Genomic DNA, 20,880 nt, shown 5'->3' with positions numbered 1-20,880 from the left:
TGTAGCTTACTAAAGCCCAACAGGCTTAGAAATTAGCGCTAGGCTTAGATGTAAGAAATAAAGTGGTGATGAGAGGACTCGAACCTCCGACCCACGGATTTTCAGTCCGATGCTCTACCGACTGAGCTACATCACCAAACTAGTTATTTTACAAGGGTAGCAAGTTACTTATTTTATCATGTTTACACAAGAGGATTGAACATAAAAAAATGTACTGGATTGCAGCATTAGGACAAAAAATATTAATTTTAGCTGCTTGTATTTAATTTGTATTAGGTTAAACGAAGGGCCTCAAGCCCGTTACCGTACAAGTATGGGGTAAGGGAGTTAAACGATTCAAAATTAGAGAAGTCAGTTCTTAGCAAATATCTTCTTTTGGATTAATCTTGAGATTATGAGAAAAATAGATGATATTTACAAGGAACATCGCGCATTAAACATTACCTGATGCTTTATTTAAATGCATTCAAATATGAAAAAACATATTCCCAATTGCTTATCGCTTTTAAACCTAAGCAGTGGTGCAATAGGTACCTTATTGGCGCTAAACGGCCATTTGATATATGCTGCTTCCAGTATCTTTGTAGGCGCTTTTTTTGATTTTCTAGATGGTTTTGCTGCCAAACTACTACGTGCGCAATCGTCCTTTGGTAAGCAATTAGATACATTGGCAGATCTTATTACTTTTGGCATGCTGCCTGGGGCAATCTGCTATATGTTGATTAAAACGTACGAAACCTGTCCATACCGTCCTTATTGCGCTTTGTTAATCATTATCTTTTCTGCGCTTCGTCTAGCTAAGTTTAATGTAGATCCCAGACAAGTAGGTCAATTTATAGGGCTTCCTACACCCGCTAATGCCATGCTAATAGCTATATTGCCTATAATGATACAGCGTCCCCTTTATCCCTTTTTGGTGAATGGTTTAACCCAGCCCATGGTATTGCCTTTATTAACGATACTACTTTCTTATCTATTGGTTGCCAATATTCCATTTATAGCTTTAAAATTTCAAGGATTTTCTTTTCAAGCGAATCGAGCGCGCTATGTATTCATTGTAGTATGTACAATATTAACCGTTACCATGCATATTGAAGGACTTTTTTGTAGCCTTTGGTTATATATATTACATGGCTTATATAAGGCCAAAATTGGATAAAGCGCTCTTCCATTACGTGTATCCAAAGTATGAAACAAAAAATTTTAACCGGTGATAGGCCAACTGGCAAGCTGCACTTAGGTCATTATATAGGCTCCCTACAGAACAGAGTTCAATTGCAACATGCATACGACCAGTACATCTTAGTGGCAGATCTACAAGCTTTAACAGACCATTTTGATCATCCAGAAAAAATTACCAAACATATTATTGAAGTTGTAAAAGATTACTTAAGTGTTGGGATTGATCCCAACCAAACAACTATTTTCATTCAATCGCGCATACCAGAAATTGCAGAATTAACGATCTATTACTTAAATCTTGTTACCTTGAACAGATTAAGCAAAAACCCCACTGTAAAACATGAAATGCACCAAAAAGGATACCGTGAAGCGATGCCACTAGGCTTTCTCTGTTATCCGATTAGTCAAGCGGCAGACATTACGCTGTTTCAAGCAGAATGGGTACCTGTTGGAGATGATCAGTTGCCTATGATTGAACAGACCAATGAAATCGTTAGACGCTTTAATAGAATCTATGGTACCAAAGTTTTAAAAGAATGTAAAGCAGTTTTAAGTAAAACATCTAGGTTAGTAGGTATAGATGGCAAATCCAAGTGCAGTAAATCATTGGGAAATGCCATTGCGCTCTCCGATTCACCAGAAGTGATCAAACAAAAGGTCTTTCAAATGTATACAGATCCTAATCATATTAAAGCGAGCCATCCTGGTCGTGTAGAAGGCAATGTTGTATTTGCTTATCTAGATGCTTTTCATAGTGACCAAGAAGCTATTGCCTCCTTAAAAGCGCACTACAGACGCGGAGGACTAGGCGACGTAGTCATTAAAAATATCTTAAACGATAGTTTACAACTTTTTTTGGCACCAATCAGAGAAAAAAGAAATTGTTTAAATGATAAAATGGTAAAAGAAATACTACATCATGGTACTGCAAAAGCAGCTCAATTGGCAAAAAAAACCATGGAAATGGTACGAGAAGCAATGCGTATTAAATTTAGGTAGTCGATCGGGTATAGTGGAGCGAAAAAACTGGACAAAGAATGACTTAAATTGTTTCCTATTTTAATAATTTTATTGTTTCAAAATGGATTTTATCAAATGGGAAGAAAAAAAGGTTAGAAAATTTAGTTCAGTAGAGAAGACTAAAATAGTTTTAGATTTATTGAAAGAAGCATTAACGTTAGTAGAGTTATCGTCCAAGTATGGAGTAACTACCAAAACACTTTAAAATTGGAAACATCAGTTTATGGAAAATACCTCTTTGGCCTTTGATCCATCCAAAGTTGTTCGTGTATACAAAGATGAAATAAGTCATCTTAAAGATGAAAATGATGCTTTAGCTAAGGCATTAGCTAAAAATAGAGTTGAAAGAGATTGGGCAGTGGGAAAGCTAAAGAGCTTGGACTTATTAAGTAAAAAAGGTCTTGTAGAATCCAAGCTTGCTCATTTACCTAAGGCAAGACAGTGTAAATTATTATCTATTAACCGTTCTTTTCTATATTACAAATCTAGTATAGAGGATAGTTTTAATAGATAGATAGATTATCCATAACGGTCTCAGTTTATAGATACTTGCCCTTTAAATTGGTTTATCTAACCTTTTTATCTGTAGAAGTTTCAAGCACTACGTACCATTATTCTTAATTTTATATTAAATTTCAGATTTTAAAATCCATTGTTATCTATTTATGTTAAATATTATTCTAGTGGGCCCTCCTGGGTCTGGAAAGGGCACACAAGCTGAAAGAATGATTCAAAAATATGGCTTTATATCGATCGCTTTAGGCGCTTTGTTGCGCCAACAAATAGCAGAAAATAGAGCCAATAAAGCATGCATTGAGGAATATATTAATAGTGGTCAATTGGTACCAGATGATCTATCTTTTCAAATTGTAAGAGAACTTCTAGAAGCAAAACCTTCTAATGCATCCTTATTATTTGATGGTTTTCCAAGAACGATTGTACAGGCAACCTTCTTAGATAATTGTTTGGTATCATACCATGCTAAAATAGATGGCGTAATTTTTTTAGATGTACCCAGCGTGTACTTACTAAAAAGGCTTAGACAGCGGGCAACCATTGAAGCAAGGTCTGATGACCAGGATGATCATAAAATCAAAGCACGCATGCACATATACCAACAGGAGACGCTTCCTATCCTGAACTATTACCAAGACCAAAACAAATTATATCGTGTAGATGGCACGCAATCTATAGACGAAGTGACTAAAGCTATTGAAACCATTATAGATCGGCTAAAGCTATAACAACCATGTCATCACCCAATTTTATTGATCATGTAAAGCTTTACCTACGCGCTGGAAAAGGGGGAGCGGGATTAATCCATTTTATACGTGCTAAGTTTGTTCCAAAAGGCGGACCAGATGGAGGAGATGGTGGCAGAGGCGGGCATATCATTTTACGTGGTGCGAAACAATATGGTACTTTGCTTCATCTTAAATATCGAAAACATATCATTGCTGCCAATGGGGAAGTAGGTGGCGATAGCTGTAAAACTGGCGCAAGTGGAAAAGATGTAATCATAGATGTTCCGTTGGGAACAGTAGCCAAAAGCGCAGATAATGAAGAGATATTTTTGGAAGTGCTAGAGGACAAAAAAAAATATATCTTAATGCAAGGGGGAAAAGGTGGTTGGGGCAATACCCGTTTCAAAACCCCTACCCATCAAACACCTCGTATAGCTTATCCAGGAACAGCAGGTATGGAAAGCTGGATGATATTGGAATTAAAATTATTGGCCGATGTAGGTCTAGTAGGTCTACCAAATGCAGGTAAGTCTACCTTGCTTTCGGTTGTATCAGCAGCTAAGCCCCGCATTGATAGCTATCCCTTTACTACTTTAGTACCCAATCTTGGTGTGGTGGCTTACCGAGACCACCAATCTTTTGTCATGGCAGATATTCCAGGGATTATAGAGGGTGCAGCTGCGGGCAGGGGACTAGGCACCCGTTTTCTACGCCATATTGAGCGTAATGCAGTTTTACTATTTATGGTCAGCACAGAATCTCATTCTATCAATAGTGGTTATAAAATGTTGCTGAGCGAACTGGAAGCGCATAATTCTTTATTATTAGATAAACCAAGGTTATTGGTTGTGTCAAAAATAGACTTACTAAGCCAAGCAGCACGTAAAGTTTTGTTGCAAAACTTGCCTAAGGGAATCACATGCTGTTTTATTTCCGCTGCTACGGGGGAGGGAATCATCCATCTTAAAGACCTAATCTGGGAGAAACTTTCTATATCAGCGGTACAATAGTCAACAAAATTTTTAGATGCATTATGCAGGATTTCGGCTTTATGGCATGATAGCTTCTGATGCAACGCAACTGCAATCGACTCAAACAAAGGAGACTATTCACTAGGCAAACATATCTAACCGCTACGATGCATCACACGGTAAAAACACTAGGTAAAGAAACCATTATCTATAGCATAAGCAATATTATTGTCCGCGGATGTTCTTATTTGGTGTTACTACTTCAAACCAATTTACTAACCCCAAGTGGCTACAGCATTGTTACAGAGTTTTATGGTAGTTACATTGCCTTGGGTCATGTCATCTATGATTTAGCCATGGATGTAACCTATTTTAGGTTTGTACATAGATTAGGCAAATCTTATACTTTTAATGCAATTATAACCATATTATTTGCTACCACTTTTATTTTTTCAATCTTACTGATTCTACTTATACCACAAATTGCAAAGCTAACCAATCACTTAGTCCATATACGGTATTTCTATTATATGACTGGGATACTTATACTAGATACGCTGCTGATGATTCCCTTGGCGAGGCTACGTGTAGAAAAAAAGACTTTTAAATTTTTGTTGGTAAAATTTTTGCAAGCTTTTGCTCATATTATTTTTTCTTTTATATTACTTTATTGTCCTATATCTTTAACCCGTATAGCCTATTGGATAGGTAGTGGACAGGTAAGTTTAAATGAACTAGATGCTGTGTTTATAGCAAATGTATTGTCTAGCACAACTGCTTTAGCCCTTTTATTCGGTCAATTTAAAGGATTTTATTGGGTTTGGCATCGTCATACCATGCAAATGATAGGTCGCTATGCCGCAACTTCTTTTTTTACCATTCTATTTTTTAGGATTAATGAAACATTACCAGTCTTATGTTTTCGAAAATTAGTTCCCAGTAATTTTTACACTATCCATACAAAAGAGGAAATATTAGGTAACTTTGGTGCCTCTTGTAAGCTAACCGTATGTATTGCACTAGGGATTCAAGCTTTTAAATATGCTGCAGAACCATTCTTTTTTGCCAATTCAGATCGAAAAGAGGCACCAAGGTTATATAGCCAAACGATGTATGTATTTATACTAGTATCCTGCTTTTGTCTATTATTGCTGAGTATAAATGTAGATTGGATTGCAAAAATCCTCATTCCAAATGCAAGGTATCGTCATACCATTGACACGGTACCCTACTTAGCATTTGTGCATATTATTTTAGGTATTTATTACAACTTGAGTACTGCTTTTAAATTAAGTAATCATACCCAATACAATACTTGGATCAGTGCATGGGGCAGTTTAGTGATTGGACTTACTGCCTTTCTGCTGATACCAAGATTTGGCCATTGGGGCTGTGTATATGCCTCCATCAGTGGTGCAGTGGCTATGGGTTTACTGGGGTATTATATGGGCCAAAGATGTTATCCAATACCCTATCCCAAACAGGGATTCTTAATACTGTTATTTACCTTTTTAGTATTTCGAAAAATTCCTTTGTGGCGTACCAAGTTAGCTTTTTTAGGGATAGGATGGGCCTATATATGTCTCCATATAGCGATTTTAGCCTTTTTTTTTATTTTAATCGTCGTATGGAAAAAGTCTACCAAGCTTAAAACATAGGACTATAAAAAAAAGGAGTCCTGTATCGTATCTTAGCGCAATGCTATATTATGTATAAATGTGCAATCAGTACATTTATGTACATTTTACATTTTTTCTATTTTATTTTGGCTCTTTATTAGCAAAACAAATATATTTTTTTGCTATTATTAGTGGATGCTTTCTTCTAATAAATAATTTGCCATTGGCTTATTGACCAATGCCGGATGTACTACAAAGCTTTTAACCGAATGGCCACTTTTGATGGTAGATTGTAGATCTTTGGTCATTAAAGGATGCCAATCAGGTAATGGTTTTTTTTCTTTAACAAGGCGATAGGCACAACTTTTGGGTAGCCAAGTAATGGTCTTTACATTTGTAGGATTTAGCTTGATACAATCATCTACATAACGAAACCGTTCTTGGTAGTTGGAACATTGGCAAGTGCGGGTATTAAGTAGCCGACAACAAATCTTTGTAGTACGGACCTGCTGCGTTTCTGCTTCTTTTATTTTAAGCAAACAACATTTACCACATCCATCACATAAGGATTCCCATTGTGCTGGAGTCATTTGCTCTAATGGCGTACTAAGCCAAAATTGGTCTTTTTCATTGGTTGTATGCATTATATGTAGTATAAAACTAACTTGAATATTAATTGTTAATAAGATATAAAAAATTTAATAAAAATTGATCTATGCACAGTTATTAAAGAAAACTTTTATGTAAATTAACGTGAGCGCTGCATTAGAATATTTTTTAACTTTATAATCAATTATAAAATATATTTAATCAAATTATTTATAAACAGTTGTATAAACAATATATTTATATACAATATATTGTTTATCAGGTTGTTATATTATAAAATACTTAATAATGAGAACTAAAATACTTCTTTTTTTAGTAACCTCCCAGTAAAATAACTTATTTAGTGTGTTGTAAATCAGTAAAATAAATCTAAAAGGCACGTTAAAAAATATTCAGGCAGCAGGAAAAAATGGTATAGAGGTTGTCGATGCAGTAGGCAATGGCTTTTTTGGTCTTAAGTAGCAACAAACGTGGATAGCATACATAGACACCCACCTAGCTTTCCTTTACAATTCTCAAAATTTATATAGGTAGATTTAAAGAAGGTATGGGAAGCGCTGCCACCTGAGGTAGGCTGTAATCAACCCCTTCTACTTCAAAACCGAATAGCTTATGAAATTCATGGCGGCATCCTACCCAATCCGTAACAGTGGCTAGATTTCCTTCGTCTACCTTTGACCAAAGTGCAGCAACCGCTTGTTGCACATCTTCCCGCATTTCCCAATCATCTATACGAATCAGCCCTTGCGCATCTACCAATATTTTTCGATCTGTTCTATACAAGCGATCTGCATATAACCTGTACATTTGTTCTATACACCCCTCGTGTAGTTGTTTTTCTTTCATAATCTTGTAGACCAATGAAATATAAAGCGGTACCACTGGTATAGCTGCACTCGCTTGTGTGACCACTGCTTTATTTACAGCAATGACAGCCTGTCCATCTATAGGACGAAGCCGATGTTGTAGTATTTTGCCCGTTGCTACCAAATCTTTTTTTGCCATTCCGATCGTTCCTTTTGAATACATTCGATCGGTTAGCTTAGGACCTATGTAAGAATAAGCCATTGTTTGTACGCCTTTAGCCAATAACTTTTCCGCTAATAAAGCTTCTATCCACATCATCCAGTCTTCACCTCCCATTACAGCAACCGTATCTGCTACTTCTTTGGGCGTTGCAGGCTCAATGCAAACATCTGAGAGACGGCCACTTATCATATCCATCGTTTGGTTGCGATAAGGCTCCCCGATAGGTTTTAAACACGATTTAAAAGATACACCCGTTTGGGGATGGGTACGACGTGGAGATGCTAGACTATAGATTACCAAATCTACCGCACCACCCCAATCCTTTTTGATTAAAGCAATGGTTTCTTGTTTTATGGCATCTGAAAAAGCATCACCATTAATACTTTTAGCATAAATTCCCGCTTGGTGTGCAGCTTGTTCAAAAGCCGCTGTATGGTACCAACCAGCAGAGGCAGTACGCTTGTCATCAGCTGCTCGCTCAAGAAAAACACCTATAGTTTGCGCTTTGGCACCAAACGCTGCTACTATCCTACTCGCTAACCCATAACCCGTAGAGGCACCTATAATTAATACTTTTTTAGGACCTGATGCAATTGAAGGCTGATTGGATACATATTGGATTTGTTGCTTTACATTTTGGATACAACCTGCTGGATGAGCCGTAGTGCATATGTATCCTCGTATTTTTGGCGCTATATGCATATGTATATCTATTTTATAGATGGATTAGAAGGGTTAGGTGATTTTAACTTTTCTGGGTGGTTGCGGATATATTCAACTGTTTTAGCTTTAGGAGATAGACTCGCTTCAGTAGCAGCGGCCAGAGGGGAAACCTTATGCTCCTTGCCCATTTTACATTTTCCATCAAAACAAGCCCCTTCTTCAAACACTAGTTTGCTAGTAATGATATCGCCCCATACCATTGCAGTTGATTTGAGTACAAGTAATTCTATAACTTCTATGCTTCCTTTTACCTCCCCACCGATTTCAGCATTTTGTGCTACAATGTTGCCTTCTATCTGAGCGGTATGGCTCAAAACGACTTTTGCTTTTGCCTTGATACCACCCGTTACCTTACCCTCTATGCGCAAATTACCTGTAGTGTGTATATTTCCTTCTAAATGCGAACCTTGCCCTATAATGTTACTAATCGTTACAGGGTTTGTCTGTTTTATTTTGTTATTAAACATTTTTTTAGGTATTAATATAGTCTTCTGGATTTAATGCAACACCTTCGTTCCAAAGCTCAAAATGTAGATGGGGCCCTGTGGAGATTTCTCCAGAATTACCCATAAGCGCCACTACATCACCTGCTTTAACCAAGTTACCAACTTTTTTAAATAAAATGGCACAATGCTTACAGATTGAAACAACGTTATTGTAATGCTGAATGACAATCACCCATCCGGTATCCACGGACCAATCGGAAAAAATCACCATACCAGTTGATATGGCTTTAATAGGATCTTTTTCTTTTGCGACAATATCAACGCCATAATGGTTACCTGCTTTATGAAATGGTTTTGTAATCATTCCATTAATAGGAGGAAACAATAAAAAAGACCTACTCTGAATAGTATTTTCTTGGTTGGTAGATATGGCTACCGATGAAGCCACTTTAGCGTCTTCTTCTATTGATTCTGGAATAGTAGTAAGAGATGACGAAGGAAGTGAAGATTTAGAGGTTCCTTGAATGATTTTTTGGAGGGTCGCAATAAATTTAGTTTGAGCAGTAATCTGTTGCTCTAAGGCTTCTACGGTAGTCGCTAAGGAAAGTATTTTTTTTTGATTTTCTGTTTCTATATAGATGGGGTTCATCCACCTAGCTAAAACAGTTTTAGCCAGCCATAGGCTCAGACCAAAACTTATACATAACCAAGATAAAAATATTGTCATCAAGGTTACATAGCTGAAAGAAGGCGTTATATACTCCGCAAAATTTTCAACATTTCGAATAATAAGTTGATATTTATTTTCGAAATAATCTAGAAATCTTTTCTGGGTACGCAATGGTCAATTTATTTAAATATTTAGCACTTAGAAAGGATCTTTTTCAATCGAAATAGCAGTTACCTGGCATATTTTACCTGTTGTGGGTGGCATTGGATTTGAACCAACGACCTTTCCGATGTCAACGGAATGCTCTAAACCATCTGAGCTAACCACCCCTAATGACGCCTGCAAAAGCAGATTGGAACCCGTGAAGGGTTAGGCTTTACCCGGCTAATTTTAATTTTTTGTGCGCAAAGGGGGACTCGAACCCCCACGCCCGAAAGCACCACCCCCTCAAGATGGCGTGTATACCTATTTCACCACATGCGCAAAAAATAGCTATTTTGTACATTACAGCTGGCAACCAGATAAACTAAACTAATTTAGTATATAAAAAGATATTTGCCAAATATTGCCTAAATGCGTCGGGCTACTGGATGGCCATTATCGTTAAATGGCTAAAAGATGGATAGAATCTTTTTTACATCATTCAATGCACATCCATTTCTTACAATTTTAAAAGATCCTTCAATGGAGAGGTCTATAATAGTAGAACCTAATCTCATCGGATCTATGGTACCCAATTTACCTTCATCAAAAACTGCATCTAAATCACACCAAAGTGGCTTAAATTCTTCCACCTTTAGACAACTCGGCGCTCTACTTTTATTGGCACTGGTTAAGGCAATCGCTCCGTTACAAAGTTGGGCAACTTGTAGGATAAACGGGTGATCTGGCATACGAATGGCTACTAAATGACTGTTAGCGATTCCTTCTTTATCCATTGGCCATGCTTCAAAAAGCAGCGTAACCGGTCCAGGAAGTAAACTATTTAGTAAAGGTATAATCTTTAGGTCTACTTTACCATATTTAGTGATCTCTTGAATAGCTCCTATACAAAGCGCAATCGGCTTGTCGTTTGTACGTTCTTTGATTTGAAACAATTTTCTTAACGCTTGCTTATTTTGCGCCAAGCAAGCCAATCCATAAACCGTATCGGTGGGTAGGGCAATGATGCCTCCTCTATGTAATAAGGCTGCAGCATATTCGACAGCAGATCGCCATGCAGCAGCCGATGGCAGCGCTTGATTTGTTTGAGTCGTTAAAGATACAAGTAAGGTCATCAAAATAATAATAGACTATAAAGTATCTAGTCAGCCATCTGGCGGTTACATTTTACAAACAAATAAAACGTAGCACAAAAATGTCTTTGGCTACAAGAAATTTTATTAATAGAAATTCAATAGAAACCATCTTCCAAATGTACAATTTGGGTAATTTGTTCTTGACTACCTAGTACCGCTATAATATCGAAACGTATGGCCTGTTGGCTATTTTGGGTACGTAAGTAGTGTGTGGCAGCCACGCGTAGGGCACGCATTTTCTTTTGGTTAACAAAATCTTCTGGATAGCCAAATAAATTATTCTTACGTGCTTTTACCTCAACAAAAACAATCAATTCGTCTTTTTTAACAATAAGATCTATTTCAAAGCGTTTGTAACGAAAATTTTGCGCCAGTATCTTAAATCCTTTTTTTACTAAGTAATCTGCAGCAACTATTTCTGCGTATTGACCAAAGGATTGTGCCATGTTTTTTGTAGGCATAGGCTATAAATCAATAGTGGGTATGCTATACAGAGATTATGGATGCTAAATAAATATAAAAAATAGTTTCCTTAAAGACGCTTTTTTAAAGTATGAACTTATTGTTCCATGATCCGATGGCACTTTATGTAAAATTTAGAATTTTATTTTGGGAGCTTGTTCCAGCCAGAGAGACTGTATTAAAAGGTGGAAAATAAAAACTTAGTATAATTAAATAAATATAAATTTATTTTTACCATAAAATAGCTGTAATTTAGTTCCCTATGAGGAGGATGGTAATTTTAGCTTTGTATTTTTCAATGGGTCTTAGTAATGCCATAGCATTACCTGGTCGTTTTAGTGCTGAATTGTCCCCTTCTTACACTATTAATAGGGTGTATAGTCGAATGAACCCACCCCTTGATACGAAAGGGAATTCCTTAAGCTTACATTTTGGTGGTGCCTATCACTTTGTGCTACAGGAGTACGTTGGCCTTAGTGTAGGTATTTCCTATGTTTTAAGCCATATGGAATGGACACGTGCGGCTAGTTATAGAGCTTGTTCTTTACGTTATCTCTGGATACCTTGTCTATGTAGATTTTATACCAGTGAGGTAATGATTGATACCAGCATCTATTGTAAGCTAGGTCTCATACCCTCTATACATTTACCTAGACGATTCGATCCACAATCCGATTCAGACAAAGCTGCTGTTTTGACCCAACGGCCCTTAGGCTGTTTTATCCTTTTAGGTGGTGGTCTAAAGTATGATTTTAGTTTGACCAATAGCCTTGCTATAGGATTAAGTTATTGTTGGGATGTACCTGGTGTGATGTATAAAAAAGATTCAAATGATGGTTCAACCTATCTTCATAATAACTTTTTTTGCCTTGATTTGTGTTTTTTATTTTAATCATACCTGCCAGGTATCGTTAAATAATTGAAGGATAGATAATGATCGTTAATGGACAACTAGGTGCATTGGACCAAAGCAGCCTACAAAGGGCATATAACTTTTTTAAATTATATACATACTATGAAACTATCAAATTTTAAGTTTGAGCTGCCAGCGCATAGCATTGCACAGTATCCAATCGAGGGAAAGGAAGATGCCCGTTTAATGGTTGTACACAAAAATAGCGGCAAAATAGAGCATAAAACCTTTAAAGACCTGCCTACTTATTTTAGTGAAGGGGACACCTTGGTGGTCAATGATTCTAAAGTATTACCTTGTAAGCTTTATGGTTGTAAAGAAAAAACAAATGCACAAGTAGAAGTACTTTTATTACGAAAATTAAATGATGAGCATGGTTTGTGGGATACCATTGTAGAGCCAGCACGCAAAATTCGTATAGGGAATAAAATTTATTTTGGAAATGGTGAGTTGGTGGCTGAAATTATAGATAATACAACTTCAAGAGGCCGTACCCTTAAATTGTTGTTTGACCGCACGGAAGAAGAATTTTATGCACTGATCAACCAAATTGGCCATATGCCTTTACCTCCTCAAATAGGACGTTCTTCTAAGCCAGAAGATAGAGACTATTATCAGACTATATTTGCGCAAAATATAGGTAGTATTGTATTGCCAGCTGCTGGATTGCATTTTACCCCTTATCTATTGAAATATTTAGCTTTACAGAACATTTCTGTTGTACCGGTTACATTGCACATTGGTTTAGGTGAACTGAGTACCATTGATATGGAAGATCTAACCAAGGTAAGGGCTTCTTCTGAGCGTTTTACGATCACCCCAGAAACGGCAATGGTGGTAAACGACAGCTTGCAGCATCAAAAAAAAGTTTGTGCTGTGGGGACTTCAGTATTAAGAGCTATAGAATCCTCTGTTTCAGTTGCTTGTCAAATAAAACCAGCCAGTGACTGGACCAATAAGTTTATTTTACCTTCTTATTCTTTTAAAGTTTGCAATGCATTATTGACTACCTTTCATCTTCCTTCTTCTATTTCTTTGGTGAGTGTAGCTGCTTTTGGAGGAGAGGAATTAATTTTAGATGCGTATGCCGAAGCAATCAAAGAAGCCTATCGATTTTTTCTGTATGGCGATTCTATGTTGATTATATAATTATAATGTAGTGCATTTTAGTATGCCATACCATTAATAATTCCCTATATTCGGAAGAAGTTGTCTCGTGGTAAGCTGTATTTTTTGAATCTTCAACGAAAAAGAACATTTATTCTATTTATTATGCTAATGATTGCTACAAATATGAAAAAAATTAAGCGGTTGTGCGGCTTATTTATTCTGTGCTATCTACATATAGGATGGGCACAACCCACTCTTAATACAACTGGTTATACTGTACGCAAAATTCAGGTAGAAGGCAATCTTTTTGTAGATACTGACGTATTGATTAGACTTTCTGGTTTACAAGAGGGCAAAATAATTGATTCATCTTCTGAACAAATTCCTCGTTCTATTCGAAAAATTGCCAAACATGATGGTATCAAATCTGTTGCGATCTATTTATCTGAAGTGGATCAGATCAATCATTTAGCAACGTTTATTATTCGTGTAGAAGAGCATCCTCAGTTGGTCAACTATCTGTTAGAAGGGTTAACCAAAAAAGACCAAAAAGCCCTTCTAGAAACCGTTCCCATAGATAATAATATTGCATTGTCTCCACTTTTTCTTCAAAAAACGATTGCTAAGATTAAAAAATTCTTTTTGGAAAAAGGCTTCAGGAATGTGCTGCTCTCTACAGAATTGATTCCTTTTCAAGGAATGGATCAAAAAATTACCTTAAAACTTAAGATAGATAAAGGTAAAAAAAGTACAGTGCATAAAATCATTCTCGAAGGAAACAACCATTTAGATACCGATCTCTTACTTTATAATATTAAAGCGTTAAAGGAAGCACCCCATTTTACACTGGTCCAGGATATTTTAAAAAAAAGTATCACCCTAGCACCGATTCGAAAAGGCGGTGTACTGTTGCAATTGCCTAAAACGATAGATGAAGTGAAGCGTTATTTATTTAGTCATGTTTCTTTTTTCCCTTCTGTTTTCACAGAAGAAAAATATCTAAAGGCTAAAGAGAATTTGATGCTTTTCTATCAATCAAAAGGATTTCGAGACGTACATATTGCAATAGAGCGTTTGAAACCTTCTAGGGCTGGAAAGCTAAATATTTATTTAAAAATTAATGAAGGAAAGCAATATACGATCCGCCATATCAAATGGGTAGGTAATTATATTTATAGTGATCAAGTACTAGATAAGTGGTTAAACCTGCAGAAAGGAAGAGTCTATGATCCAGACTATATTAAGAGCCGATTTACTCCTGGCATTGCAGCCCCAACCATTCGTGATTTATATGCCAATAATGGATATTTTAATTTCTGTGCAGAAGTTGTTGAAACCAGTCTAGAAGACAATCAGGTGGATCTAGAAATTAGAATGCACGAAGGTAAACAGTTTACCATCGGTCAAGTAGATATTATAGGCAATACATTAACCCATGATTACGTTATTCGCCGTGAGCTACTGACCTTACCTGGAGAAAAATACAACGAAGGACTTGTTCGAGCATCCATACGCAATTTGGCAATGTTAGAATTATTTAAGAATGAAAAATTAAATCCAGATATACAACCAAACCAAGCAAAAAATACAGTAGACCTGATCTATTCAGTAGAGGAACAGCCTAAGTTTGATATTAAACTCAATTGCACTGGTGGTCACGGTATTATGGCCGGGCTTACGCTTGGTTCTAATAATGTTTCTTTAAAAAACCTTTTTACAAAAAAAATACCCATAGGAGGTGCGCAGGAGTTGCATGTAACCGCTCAGATAAATGGTAAAGATTACAAAAATTTCACTTTTTCTTTTCAAGAACCTTGGCTTTGGTTAAAAGCCCATCCTTATATATTTTCTATAAGCTTCAATAGTGCCTTTCAAAACGCTTTGTACATTGGAAATCATGCATTGGACGATTGGGTAGACTTAAATATATTCCCAGTTGCAAAACAAGATAAAAAATGTACAATTTCCTCAATTGGTGGCCGAGTAGGCCTAGGAAAAAAGTTTGCTAAATATTGGGAAATCCATTGGGGACTGGACTACCACTACCACAAGTATACATCCTATCCATTATTACAAGATCAGACAAAAAGATCAGGACCCGTACATGATTTTACATTAGATTTTGCCTGCCAATATTCTAGTATCAATCATCCAAACTATCCTACTAGTGGAGCTTCTTGGTCTAACTTTTTAACCTTAACACCTCCCTATACTTTGTTGGGTTATAGGCCCTCTGTAACAACAGCTATACCACGGGTTAAAGAATTTGGGAAATTTATAATGGATGGATATTACTTTAAACGTTTGTTTGGTAATGTTGTCTTGCATTTTCGGGGCCATGTTGGATTTTTACACAGTTTGTCTAGAAAAAACATAGGACCTTTTGAGCGATTTTATTTGGGCGGTACATCCAGTACGCCGATAAAATTATTGGGTACTAATTTTGTTACGCTACGTGGTTATCCAGATGAGTGTCTTACACCAGAGGACTATACAAGAAATATAAAAGGGGGTGTTTTATTTAATAAGTTTGTTTCAGAGTTGCGTTACCCAGTTGCGTTGGCACCTATTTGTTGCTATTTATTGGGATTTGTAGAAATAGGCGATAGTTGGTTAAACTATAAAGATTTCAATCTATACAATATGAAAAAATCTATAGGTGGTGGCATACGTCTTATCTTGCCTATACCTCTTATACCAATGCTTGGTTTGGATTTTGGTTATAGATTGGATCCTGTAAAAGATATACGGAGTGCTAAAAGTTCTTTTGAATATCATTTCACCCTTGCACCTAGTATCCGTTAGTTAGCATAATGTATTGTTCAGGCCACTATACTAATCATGAAAAAACCATACGCTGCTTTGCACAAATTAGTATTTGTGTAAGTTTGATATTATAGCTCTATAATCATTATATTATATAATGTCATTGTAACATACGATTTTATTACAACAAAGATTGCTATGGTAAAAAATTTAGTTATTGTTGAGTCACCTGCAAAAGCCAAAACGCTAGAACGTTATTTAGGCAGTAACTATCAAGTAGCCTCTTCTAATGGTCATATTAGAGATCTTATTAAAGGGAATAATGCCATTAACATTGAGGAAGGGTTTTTGCCTAGTTACGAAATCAGTCCTGGAAAGGAACGGGTGGTACAACATCTTAAAAAATTGGCTATTGGTTCTGATTGTGTTTATCTAGCTAGCGACGACGATCGAGAAGGGGAGTCTATTTCATGGCATTTAAAAGAGACGCTTGGGTTAAAAGACAATCAGGTGCAACGCATTGTCTTTAGAGAAATTACTAAAATGGCTGTTTTAAACGCATTGAAACAGCCACGTGCGATTGACTCAGCTTTGGTAGATTCGCAACAAGCCAGACGTGTTTTAGACAGACTTGTAGGCTATGATCTATCGCCTTTATTATGGAAAAAGATCAAACCAGGTCTTTCTGCAGGCCGTGTACAATCTGTTGCGGTAAGGATGGTTGTAGAACGAGAAAGAGCTATTGATCGTTTCGTGTCAACTGCCCATTTTGCCGTATCGGCTTTTTTTATTTTACCAACGCAACAGTTGTTGAAGGCAGATGGTACAAAGAAATTTAAAACAGCAGAGGAAGCCTTTGCATTTTTAGAACAATGCCAAGAAGCCATTTTTTCTATTAAAGCATTGGATACTAAAGCATTAAAACGGTCCCCTTCTCCCCCTTTTATTACTTCTACATTACAACAAGAGGCTAGTAGAAAACTTGGCTATTCTGTAAACCGTACTATGGTACTGGCTCAGCAGCTCTATGAAACCGGTAAAATTTCTTATATGAGAACGGATTCAGTTAATCTGTCCAAAGAGGCGATACAAAGTATATCGGAAACGGTTTCAACTATCTATGGGGCTACTTACTTTCAGGCTAGAGCGTATACCACTAAATCATCTACTGCACAAGAGGCACATGAAGCAATACGACCTACTGATTTTGCACTAAAAGTAGCCAGTAGCCATAAAGACGAACAACGGCTGTACGAATTAATTTGGCGCAGGGCCATCGCTTCTCAAATGGCTGATGCACAAATAGAAAAAACAATAGCAACGGTCCAAATTTCTACAACAGAACAGCCACTAATCGCAACCGGGGAGGTATTAAAATTTGAAGGCTTTTTAAAGGCATATCTACACGATCAAGTTGATGAAGCAGAAGATTGCAAAACAATGTTGCCACCGCTTCATATAGGTCAAGAACTTGTTCTGGAAAAAATATTGGCTAGAGAACGGTTCAGTAATCCGCCTGCTCGTTATACAGAGGCTACTTTGGTCAGGGATCTAGAAGAAAAAGAAATCGGACGTCCATCTACTTATGCACCTATTATCGCGACCATTCAAAAAAGAGGGTATATCAAATTGGAATCTCGTGAAGGCTTTCCACGAGCTTATAAGTTATTGACGCTACAAAATAAACTGATTCATACAGAAACACTAACTGAAATTGTTCGTGCAGAGAAGCAAAAGCTTTTCCCAACGGATATGGCTGCTGTCGTCAATGACTTTCTCGTTAAACACTTTTCTGATGTAACAGACTATAATTTCACTGCACATGTAGAAAAAGAATTGGATAAGATTGCACAGGGTACAAAGATTTGGAATCAGATGCTAAAAGAATTCTACAATAGCTTTTACCCTAAAGTGCAAGCTACTGCGGACATAGACCGAACTATGGTAAACTATACGAGGCTTTTAGGAAAAGATCCAGCAACCAATGCTTCGTTAATAGTCCGATTGGGTAAATATGGTCCATTGGTTCAGTTAGGCATTGAAGAAGATGGTCGTGAGGAACCACCTCGTTTTGCAGGGCTACAAGCCAATCAGCGTATGGAAACCATTACCTTAGAAGAGGCCTTGGAACTTTTTAAACTACCGCGCCTAGTAGGGACCTTTGAAACCCTTCCACTCATGGTCAATATAGGCCGATTTGGGCCATACATTAAACATGGTTCGCTTTTTTATTCTATACCAAAAACAGATGATCCGTTTACCATGAATGAACAAAATGCAATAGCAATTATTGAAGCCAAACGGAAAGTAGATGCTGAAAAATTGATCAAAACTTTTCCTGAAGATCCAAGTATACAAATTTTAAATGGAAGATGGGGCGCTTATATTAAAAATGACAAAAAACATACCCGTATTCCTAAAGATATTACAGATCCTAAGTCGCTTAGCTTAAAAGAATGTTTGAATATTATGGAAAACAGTCTAAAATCAAAAAATAAATAAAAAATCGTTATTGCTTACTTATTGAATAAAACAGTAACTGGATTTTTTAATCCATAAAACCTTATATGTAGATTAGATATAGTAAAAAAGGGGAACCAATTTGTTTGTAACAACTTCAAAAGTAATTTTTATTTTTTTTACCCATTATGCGTCACAATAAAAACCGTAATACCGTCATTATATTTTGTTTTACCTTATTACTCCATTGCATGCGTAGTGACTGCGTATGGGCTGACCCAAAGGTAGCCTATGAATCAACTACTGCAAAAATTGCACATCATTACCTAAGGTCTTTTACTATTCTTCCTCCCTCTTCTACTTTGTTACCTTCAAAAACAAAGACAAAAAACATTTTACAAACGGATAGTATAAAATTGGCTGAAAGCACCCAACGCAAAGTTGTATTACGTACAATATTTGCTAATATTGGTGTCAATATTCCGACAGATAATGGTAGTATATTAAACAATAATGCATGGACAGATTTAATGCTTTTTTGTGGGAGACCTAATAATCTAGCTTATCACTTCCTGTCACGCATTAATCGTACCACTACTGTACTAGGTGAGTGTGCATTGGCTACACTTTTAGTAAGACCAACCAGTGATATTGCAACACTGACCAACCGTCAACAAACCTTGCAACTATTATTAGAAAATCCGACTTGTTTGACACGTTTAAAACAAACTTTGGCATCCTACCAAACGGTAGAACAACGTTTGATTTCTTTATGGACCCATACAGATCCACTGTATACCCAGGCATATAAGAATTATATGGATCAGCGGTTCCTATCATCTAATCCTGCTGCTAATAAAATAGCGCATAAGCTTAATACCCGGATTTTTTTTAGAAACCTTTTAGATATATATGGGGAATTTGTTTCCCTTCCGATAGTAGGCCTGTTTTGGTGTGAAGCTACCTACTGGATGACTTCTATTTCAAAAGGCGGTTATTTACAAGGCAGTAGAAGCAGTAGCTATGCTCCCTTTCCCTTATTTCTACCCATTTACTCCATTGGATGTGTTATAACGCATTATAAGGGTACCAATGGACAGCCATCGCTTTTACCTTTTTTAGGTGTAGCGGCTACGCACACAGCAGCTGTATGGCGCGGTTATTGTGGCATAAAAAGTTATAAAGAGTATAGTGCCGTTTTTCGCAACCTAGCCAGCCGTATGCGGGATGTACAAATTTTCATGCAAACCATCCAAAAGATCAGCAATATTATAGGAGCCAATCAAGCATTAGAAGACAATTATGGACCATCCTTAACTGCAATACGGACCTTATTGGAAAAACGTAAAGAAGCGAGTGAAATAGGCATTTTAATAAGGAATTTGCTAGATATGAAGCTTAATAATTGGTCCTATATTCGCGGAAACAGTGGTAAATTACTGGCTACATACAATTTGTTTATAGAACATAAAGATTCCTTAAAACCGGCCATGTATGCATTAGGTCAGTTAGATGGTTTTATCAGTATAACCAGTTTAGTAAAAGAAGCCAAAACAACCTTTCCAACGCACTGTTACACTTTTACCAAGTTTTTAGATCGTTCAGAACAAACTACTCCATGTATAATGTTAGATGGAATGTGGTATCCAATGTTAAATCCTGAAACAGTTGTAGACAATACTATAGAAATGGATGCCCATAATACGCGTAATATGATCCTTTGTGGACCGAATGCAGGTGGAAAATCTTCTTTTATTGCTGCTGTAGCAACTAATTTACTACTCAGCCAAACTTTTGGGATTGCAGCGGCTAAAAGTGCAACCATTACTCCTTTTGATAAGATCAACACCTTTATAGAACTCAAGGACGATATAGCGTGTGGGGCCTCTCTCTTTATGGTAGAAGTGGAACGCATGCATCGGTATATGAATATGCTGGAAAACGCCAAGCCAAATGAATTTATTTTTACTATTTCTGATGAACCTTTTGCCCGTACCAATCCAGTTGAAGCCAGTGCTGCAGCTTATAGTATATTGGCTGGTATGGCCAAATACACTAATGCGCTTCATATTGTTTCTACACACTATCCAATTTTAATGCATCTAGCGGATAAATTTAAAGACAGAGGCATTAGAAATTTTAAGGTTTTTATAGATGAAAAACCAGGTCAAAAATTACACTATACTTATAAAGTTGTGCCAGGTGAGGCCGACCAATCGATTGCTTTGAGGATACTTGAAAAGGAAGGATATGATCCAGCATTATTGAAACAAGCAGAAGATATTGTTCAAAATACTCAAAAGTGGCCTTTGTTAAAATACTTTCAAGGGAAGGATAAAAAAAGGGATAAAATGTAGC

The 20,880-nt window shown here is 36.7% G+C and carries 18 protein-coding genes and 3 tRNA genes; 12 read left to right on the top strand and 9 right to left on the bottom strand.

Going from position 1 to position 20,880, the window contains the following annotated elements; all coding sequences use genetic code 11:
• Positions 1–63: 63 nt before the first annotated feature.
• Positions 64–136, bottom strand: a tRNA-Phe gene (locus ACRRVB_RS03240).
• A gap of 336 nt (positions 137–472) precedes the next feature.
• Between ACRRVB_RS03240 and pssA the strand changes: the two genes are divergently transcribed.
• From pssA to ACRRVB_RS03205, 7 genes are all read left to right on the top strand, one after another.
• Complete coding sequence (pssA, locus tag ACRRVB_RS03235; RefSeq protein ID WP_432466546.1) at positions 473–1,159, top strand: CDP-diacylglycerol--serine O-phosphatidyltransferase; 687 nt, start codon at positions 473–475, stop codon at positions 1,157–1,159.
• Positions 1,160–1,188: 29 nt separating this feature from the next.
• Positions 1,189–2,181 carry a tryptophan--tRNA ligase gene (gene trpS / locus ACRRVB_RS03230; protein ID WP_432466545.1) on the top strand — a complete coding sequence of 331 codons (993 nt, stop codon included), beginning with the start codon at positions 1,189–1,191 and terminating at the stop codon, positions 2,179–2,181.
• An 82-nt stretch (positions 2,182–2,263) separates the two neighbouring features.
• Complete coding sequence (locus ACRRVB_RS03225; protein ID WP_432466544.1) at positions 2,264–2,407, top strand: hypothetical protein; 144 nt, start codon at positions 2,264–2,266, stop codon at positions 2,405–2,407.
• A gap of 18 nt (positions 2,408–2,425) precedes the next feature.
• Complete coding sequence (locus tag ACRRVB_RS03220; RefSeq protein WP_432466543.1) at positions 2,426–2,716, top strand: hypothetical protein; 291 nt, start codon at positions 2,426–2,428, stop codon at positions 2,714–2,716.
• Positions 2,717–2,867: 151 nt separating this feature from the next.
• Positions 2,868–3,446, top strand: a complete 579-nt coding sequence (locus tag ACRRVB_RS03215) for an adenylate kinase (protein WP_432466542.1) — start codon at positions 2,868–2,870, stop codon at positions 3,444–3,446.
• Between the two features lie 5 nt (positions 3,447–3,451).
• Entirely contained in the window at positions 3,452–4,456 is a 1,005-nt protein-coding gene (obgE, locus tag ACRRVB_RS03210) for a GTPase ObgE (protein WP_432466541.1), read from the top strand.
• A gap of 128 nt (positions 4,457–4,584) precedes the next feature.
• Positions 4,585–6,075 (top strand): lipopolysaccharide biosynthesis protein, encoded by a 1,491-nt coding sequence (locus ACRRVB_RS03205; RefSeq protein ID WP_432466540.1) that lies wholly within the window; start codon positions 4,585–4,587, stop codon positions 6,073–6,075.
• A 149-nt stretch (positions 6,076–6,224) separates the two neighbouring features.
• On the opposite strand, the gene ACRRVB_RS03200 is transcribed toward ACRRVB_RS03205, so the two are convergent.
• The 8 genes from ACRRVB_RS03200 to ACRRVB_RS03165 all read right to left on the bottom strand — a co-directional run bounded on the left by ACRRVB_RS03200 (position 6,225) and on the right by ACRRVB_RS03165 (position 11,272).
• Positions 6,225–6,680 carry a YcgN family cysteine cluster protein gene (locus tag ACRRVB_RS03200; RefSeq protein WP_432466539.1) on the bottom strand — a complete coding sequence of 152 codons (456 nt, stop codon included), beginning with the start codon at positions 6,678–6,680 and terminating at the stop codon, positions 6,225–6,227.
• A gap of 487 nt (positions 6,681–7,167) precedes the next feature.
• On the bottom strand, positions 7,168–8,376 hold the full coding sequence (fabV, locus tag ACRRVB_RS03195; RefSeq protein ID WP_432466538.1) for an enoyl-ACP reductase FabV: 1,209 nt from the start codon (positions 8,374–8,376) through the stop codon (positions 7,168–7,170).
• Between the two features lie 8 nt (positions 8,377–8,384).
• On the bottom strand, positions 8,385–8,864 hold the full coding sequence (locus ACRRVB_RS03190) for a bactofilin family protein (RefSeq protein ID WP_432466537.1): 480 nt from the start codon (positions 8,862–8,864) through the stop codon (positions 8,385–8,387).
• A gap of 4 nt (positions 8,865–8,868) precedes the next feature.
• On the bottom strand, positions 8,869–9,570 hold the full coding sequence (locus ACRRVB_RS03185) for a M23 family metallopeptidase (RefSeq protein ID WP_432466568.1): 702 nt from the start codon (positions 9,568–9,570) through the stop codon (positions 8,869–8,871).
• Positions 9,571–9,767: 197 nt separating this feature from the next.
• A tRNA-Val gene (locus ACRRVB_RS03180) sits at positions 9,768–9,842 on the bottom strand.
• Positions 9,843–9,914: 72 nt separating this feature from the next.
• Positions 9,915–9,996, bottom strand: a tRNA-Leu gene (locus ACRRVB_RS03175).
• Between the two features lie 128 nt (positions 9,997–10,124).
• Entirely contained in the window at positions 10,125–10,790 is a 666-nt protein-coding gene (locus tag ACRRVB_RS03170; protein WP_432466536.1) for an L-threonylcarbamoyladenylate synthase, read from the bottom strand.
• A gap of 116 nt (positions 10,791–10,906) precedes the next feature.
• Entirely contained in the window at positions 10,907–11,272 is a 366-nt protein-coding gene (locus tag ACRRVB_RS03165; RefSeq protein ID WP_432466534.1) for a YraN family protein, read from the bottom strand.
• A 272-nt stretch (positions 11,273–11,544) separates the two neighbouring features.
• On the opposite strand from ACRRVB_RS03165, the gene ACRRVB_RS03160 reads away from it, so the two are divergent.
• The 5 genes from ACRRVB_RS03160 (at position 11,545) to ACRRVB_RS03140 (ending at position 20,879) form a co-directional block, all read left to right on the top strand.
• Positions 11,545–12,165 carry a hypothetical protein gene (locus tag ACRRVB_RS03160; RefSeq protein WP_432466533.1) on the top strand — a complete coding sequence of 207 codons (621 nt, stop codon included), beginning with the start codon at positions 11,545–11,547 and terminating at the stop codon, positions 12,163–12,165.
• 123 nt (positions 12,166–12,288) lie between these two features.
• On the top strand, positions 12,289–13,335 hold the full coding sequence (queA, locus tag ACRRVB_RS03155) for a tRNA preQ1(34) S-adenosylmethionine ribosyltransferase-isomerase QueA (RefSeq protein ID WP_432466532.1): 1,047 nt from the start codon (positions 12,289–12,291) through the stop codon (positions 13,333–13,335).
• 144 nt (positions 13,336–13,479) lie between these two features.
• Positions 13,480–16,101: a BamA/OMP85 family outer membrane protein gene (locus tag ACRRVB_RS03150; protein ID WP_432466531.1), complete on the top strand. Its 2,622-nt coding sequence runs from the start codon at positions 13,480–13,482 to the stop codon at positions 16,099–16,101.
• Between the two features lie 159 nt (positions 16,102–16,260).
• A complete protein-coding gene (topA, locus tag ACRRVB_RS03145; RefSeq protein WP_432466530.1) occupies positions 16,261–18,564 on the top strand; it encodes a type I DNA topoisomerase in 2,304 nt (767 codons plus the stop codon).
• A gap of 146 nt (positions 18,565–18,710) precedes the next feature.
• Positions 18,711–20,879: a MutS-related protein gene (locus tag ACRRVB_RS03140; protein WP_432466529.1), complete on the top strand. Its 2,169-nt coding sequence runs from the start codon at positions 18,711–18,713 to the stop codon at positions 20,877–20,879.
• Position 20,880: the final 1 nt, after the last annotated feature.

Source organism: Candidatus Cardinium hertigii (assembly GCF_050864855.1).
Taxonomy (GTDB): Bacteria; Bacteroidota; Bacteroidia; order Cytophagales; family Amoebophilaceae; genus Cardinium; species Cardinium hertigii_C.
Note: the sequence above shows the minus strand (reverse complement) of the source record. Positions and strands in the feature narration are given on the sequence as shown.